Origin of the sequence: Methylosinus sp. Sm6 (assembly GCF_019802345.1) — a bacterium.
Classification (GTDB): domain Bacteria; phylum Pseudomonadota; class Alphaproteobacteria; order Rhizobiales; family Beijerinckiaceae; genus Methylosinus.
On the sequence record NZ_JAINDZ010000089.1, the window covers coordinates 1 to 3,822 of the forward strand.

4 protein-coding genes and 1 tRNA gene are annotated in these 3,822 nt (G+C 60.2%); all 5 read left to right on the forward strand.

Going from position 1 to position 3,822, the window contains the following annotated elements; translation table 11 throughout:
* Nucleotides 1–160 precede the first annotated feature (160 nt).
* Nucleotides 161–236: transfer RNA gene (locus K3F48_RS23380), tRNA-Phe, on the forward strand.
* 201 nt (nucleotides 237–437) lie between these two features.
* Nucleotides 438–839, forward strand: coding sequence for an Arm DNA-binding domain-containing protein (locus K3F48_RS23385; RefSeq protein WP_222577845.1), 402 nt, complete (start codon nucleotides 438–440; stop codon nucleotides 837–839).
* Between the two features lie 167 nt (nucleotides 840–1,006).
* Nucleotides 1,007–1,735, forward strand: a complete 729-nt coding sequence (locus K3F48_RS23390) for a site-specific integrase (RefSeq protein WP_222577846.1) — start codon at nucleotides 1,007–1,009, stop codon at nucleotides 1,733–1,735.
* A gap of 606 nt (nucleotides 1,736–2,341) precedes the next feature.
* A complete protein-coding gene (locus tag K3F48_RS23395) occupies nucleotides 2,342–3,553 on the forward strand; it encodes a hypothetical protein (RefSeq protein WP_222577847.1) in 1,212 nt (403 codons plus the stop codon).
* A partial coding sequence (locus K3F48_RS23400; RefSeq protein WP_255609720.1) for a TlpA disulfide reductase family protein occupies nucleotides 3,492–3,822 on the forward strand: 331 nt, incomplete at its 3' end. The genes K3F48_RS23395 and K3F48_RS23400, both read left to right, overlap by 62 nt.

Consider the following 3,822-nt stretch of genomic DNA (forward strand, 5'->3'; position numbering starts at 1 on the left):
CCTTTTTTTGCGCGCTGCGGATCGCAGCCTGTGCCAAATGATCTGTCGTGGAGTGCCATTTGATTTGGCGCGCTACAGCTGCGAAAATCTCACGCACGGGACTGGACAAGGGCAATATCCCTTGTCTATAAGCCGCACTCCGGCGTCCATGCGATGCCACGCCCAGGTAGCTCAGTTGGTAGAGCATGCGACTGAAAATCGCAGTGTCGGTGGTTCGATTCCGCCCCTGGGCACCACTCCCGCCTACGAAAATTCACGCTAGAATACAATAAATCAATAAGTTAGCGACCCGCTCCTGCGGAGCCGCCTTCGCCGGCTCTACGCCCGAATACGCTCCGACTTGCCTCCTCCTCCTTGCTGTCCCCTTGCTAGAAAGGGCGCTCGGCAATAGCCTTCGCTCCCAGCTGACGCGCTTCTGGCCGAATGGGAGAGCGGGTATGCGGGAGAAGATCACCAAGCGGACGGTCGAGGCGATCGAGCCTTCGGTGCGCGACGCCTTTCTTTGGGACAGCGAGATTCCCGGATTTGGCTGCAAGGTGACCCCTAAAGGGGGGCGCATCTACCTCCTGCAATACAGCCAGGGCGGTCGAGACCATCGCGTGACGATCGGCCGACACGGCGTCGAGTTCACCGCCGAGCAGGCGAGAAACGAAGCGCGCCGCCTACGTGGGTTGATCGCCTCGGGAGAAAATCCGGCCCAGGTCCGCTCTCACGAGCGATCCGTGCCGACGATCGCGGCACTGGGGGAGCGCTATCTCGAGGAGTATGCAGGGCTTCACAAAAAGCCTCGGCTTTGGCTCAAGACAAGCGCAACCTGCAAAATCACATCAAGCCGCTGATCGGCGCGCTGAAGGTCTCCGACGTCGAGCGCCAGGACATTTCTCGCGTCATGCGGGACATCGCCGCCGGCAAGACGGCAAAGGACGAGAAAACGAAGCGTCAGGGACGGCGCATCGTTCGCGGCGGGGAGATCGTCGCCAATCGCGTTCACGCGCTCCTTTCGAAAATGTTCCAGCTGGCCGAGGACTGGAAATACCGGCCTGCCGGCTCCAATCCATGCCGCGGCGCCAAGCGCTTCGCGGAGCACAAGGTCGAGCGCTATCTGTCGGTCGACGAGCTCGCGCGCCTGGGACGCGCGTTGAACGCCGCCAAGGAAGGCCGTCTCATTGTCGATCCAGACGCCGTGAAGCCCGCCAAACGCAAGCGGGGTGGTCAAAAAAAGCTCGGACCTCGCTCCGAAAATCCCTATGCGGTGGCGGCGATCGAACTGCTGTTGTTGACCGGATGCCGCCTCGGCGAGGTGCTGAACTTGCGGTGGTCCGACGTCGACATCGAACGTCGCTTTCTCCTGCTGCCGGACAGCAAGACAGGGGCGAAGACCGTCTACCTCTCCGAGGCCGCCATCAGCACCATAGGAAAAATCAGTCGGAATCCGAAATCGCTATATCTTTTCCCAGGAAAGAGCGCCGATGAGCCGCTTCGGTCTATCCGGGTGCCTTGGGAGCACATATGCAAAGCGGCGCGCCTCGAAAATCTCCGACTGCACGACTTGAGACACAGTTTCGCGAGCGTCGGCGCCGCCAGCGGCCTGAGCCTGCCAATGATCGGCGCGCTTCTGGGTCATTCGCAACCGACCACGACCGCACGCTACGCCCACCTCGCCGCCTCGCCTCTGCACCAAGCGGTCGACGAGATCGGCACGAAAATCAGCCAGGCGATGAATTTGCCCGCATGATCTTGCCGCGGATCACAGAACACAACCTTTCCAAAATTGTGGTCGAGAAGCCGAATCCCTTCGCCCACTCAAAGACCCCGATGCCCTCCACAGTATGCTATAGCCGCCGAGGCTACGCTTGTGCAAAGAGCGAGAGACGGCGGCGTTTGGCGATGAAAAGTTCGAATCGCTCGCGGTCGTATGGCGAATTCTTGCCTCCTTAGCTATCGCATGTTCTTATTATGTTCGATATGATATTGCTTGCATCCCTTTGTCGAGCACACACGACAGCCGCTCCGCCTGATCTCCATGGAACACCGCTTTACCCGCCAAGAACTCTATGACCGCGTCTGGTCAAAGCCGATGTCGCACTTGGTCACCGAACTCGGGACCACCACGGCGATCCTCAGCGCTTTGCTGCGACGTGCCGATATCCCAACGCCGTCGTCCGGGCACTGGATGCGGAAAGAGTTCGGAAAGCCCATAGAACAGCCCCCTTTACCGCCAACGCCATCTGGATGTGTCGAGCCGCTAGTGCTGGCTACCGAGAAGCAGGGGGTAAGGCGCAAACCTAAACATGTCACAGCGGATCCGGCGACCGCTCTCGGCGTGGCACAGAGAACGCCAATGGCCGAGCCTGAGAATCCTGTGCAGACCACGCCAAAGCCACGTCCGACACAACCGACCACAATGACACGAGAGGAGCTCTATAGCGCGGTGTGGACGACGCCGATGTCGCGATTGGCTGAGGAATATGGGATCAGCGGCAATGGTCTCGCCAAGATTTGCGATCGGGAAGATATCCCGTATCCGCCACGCGGATATTGGGCGCAGCATGCCGTGGGCAAAGCGCCGAAACGGACACCATTGCCGAAATCGAGCAGCGCACGCTCCATCACCATCGGCCCGACACCTTTGCCACCGCCTCCCATCGAGTTACCACCGGAGGTCAAGCAACAGGCGGACAGAGCCCGCGCGAGCGCATCCGCCTTTGTTGTGCCCGAGCGCCTTCTGAGACCACACGCGGTGATCGCGTCATGGCTTGCTGAGCATGAGGAAAAGAAGCGGCAGGCCCGCAACGAACGCGATCCATGGATGCGCAATCTGTACCGTCCGAGCGAGTTCACCGAAACGGACCGTCGCAAGCATCGCATTCTAGATTCGCTTTTCAAGGCGATTGAGCGCCAAGGCGGAAAGGTCGTGCGGGGAGAGCGAGGCGTCCTGTTTGCCGAAGTACTGGGCGAAAAGGTGGAGTTTCAGGTTCGCGAGAAGCAAAAGCAGGAACGGCGGCCTCTGACCGATGACGAGAAGCGGTGGCGCTCACCCGGCGACAACGGCTGGAAGAAGGAACTGGCGCCGACAGGATGGCTGGTTTTTGAGATCAAGACCTGGCAATGGCCGGCGGGTCTTCGACACCAATGGCTTGAATCCGAAAAGCAGCCAATGGAAGGTATGCTGCCGGACATTCTGGCCACTTTCGTCGCAGCCGGACCATTACTCGTTCAACAACGCAAGGATCGAGAGGCGGCCGAGCGCGAGCGCCATCTCGCCGAGAAGCTCCGTTATGAAGAGCAGCAACGGCGCAAGCGAGATGCTAACCGCTGGCGAAAATTCAGGGAGCTGGCGCAGGATTGGCGCGAACTCGCCACCGCGCGCGATTTCCTGATGGCATTGCGGTCAGTGGCCACCGATTCCTCCGTAGAGATCGATGGACGCTGCGTTGAAGAGTGGATCGCATGGGCGGAAGAGTGGCTCCAGCGGACCGATCCGACAGCCAATGGAGTCGATGCCGTCTTCAAGCAGGTCGCCGACGTTTCCGATTGGACCTACCGAGATTGACCGCCAAGATACTCAACATTTAGACCGATATGCTTTTTCTTCCTGCTCGCCCGGCCTGAGACTGCTCGCCGACGCGCCCGCGCTCGACCTTCGACGCATCGACGGCGAGACGATCCAGCTGAAGGCGCTTCGTGGGAAGGTCGTCTTGCTGAGCTTCTGGGCGACATGGTGTCCACCCTGCCGCCGCGAATTGCCGACGCTCGAACGTCTCGGGCTCCTCATCGATCCGCGCGACCTCGAGATTGTCGCGATATCGATCGACAAAGGCG